The organism is Neisseria sp. P0021.S007, from assembly GCF_051956855.1.
This window is the reverse complement of sequence record NZ_JBQCXA010000530.1, coordinates 1-690: the sequence shown is the minus strand read 5'-3', so window position 1 is coordinate 690 and position 690 is coordinate 1. Positions and strand designations below refer to the sequence as shown.

Below are 690 nucleotides of genomic sequence, written 5' to 3'. Positions count from 1 at the left end.
GTGTGAATGCCTTTTTCGGGCAGGATTTCTTTGTTGGGAATGCAAAAACGCAGGTCAAATACGGTAATGGTGTCGCCTTTGGGCGTGGTCATGGTTTTGGCCACGCGTACGGCAGGGGCGTGCATACGGGTGTGGTCAACTTTGAAACTGTCTAGTAGGGGCATTGGGGTATCCTTTTGGGTGGTTTATATGGGTTTTCTAGATAGGAGTTTGTTCAGTAATTGATCGTCCAACAGGCGGTCTTTGACTTTCAGCCATTCTCCGTGTGCTTCAGGGAAACCGTTGCGGCAATATCCTGCCTGTTCGACAAAATCAAATACAGCATGGATGTAATCATTAATGCACAATGCGGCTATGGTGCAGGCTTCGTCCCATAAGATCAAAATATGATTGGGGATATGTTTGTCGGATACATCTTCGACATTGTAGATATGCAAGGCATCCAAAATCCCATCTTTCGAGGCGGCATAAAAGTAGCCTGTGTCGCCGTCGTCTTCAAAGACGACGCCATAAGGGACATGTTCGAAAAATGATTGTAAAACTTCGGGCGTGCCGACAGTAAAGTCTTTGATTTCGGAAGTCAGATATAGCGGTAATTGTGCCATTGGGTAACGCTCTCTTTGTGATCACTCTCAAATTACAATTCGGCAATCTCAACCGCTTCGCCCGAAGCCGCGCTCAGTGCTTCGT

The 690-nt window shown here is 47.0% G+C and carries 2 protein-coding genes; both read right to left on the bottom strand.

Annotation, left to right across the window (positions count from 1 at the left end; all coding sequences use genetic code 11):
- Window positions 1–164: S-ribosylhomocysteine lyase (locus ACTHUR_RS14425; protein WP_440399256.1), on the bottom strand; the 164-nt coding region annotated here is incomplete at its 3' end.
- Between the two features lie 21 nt (window positions 165–185).
- A complete protein-coding gene (locus ACTHUR_RS14420; RefSeq protein ID WP_440399254.1) occupies window positions 186–605 on the bottom strand; it encodes a DUF2251 domain-containing protein in 420 nt (139 codons plus the stop codon).
- Window positions 606–690 lie beyond the last annotated feature (85 nt).

Coding starts and splice junctions, on each gene's coding strand:
- ACTHUR_RS14420 (WP_440399254.1), bottom strand. CDS start 605: ATGGCACAATTACCGCTATATCTGACTTCCGAAATCAAAGACTTTACT.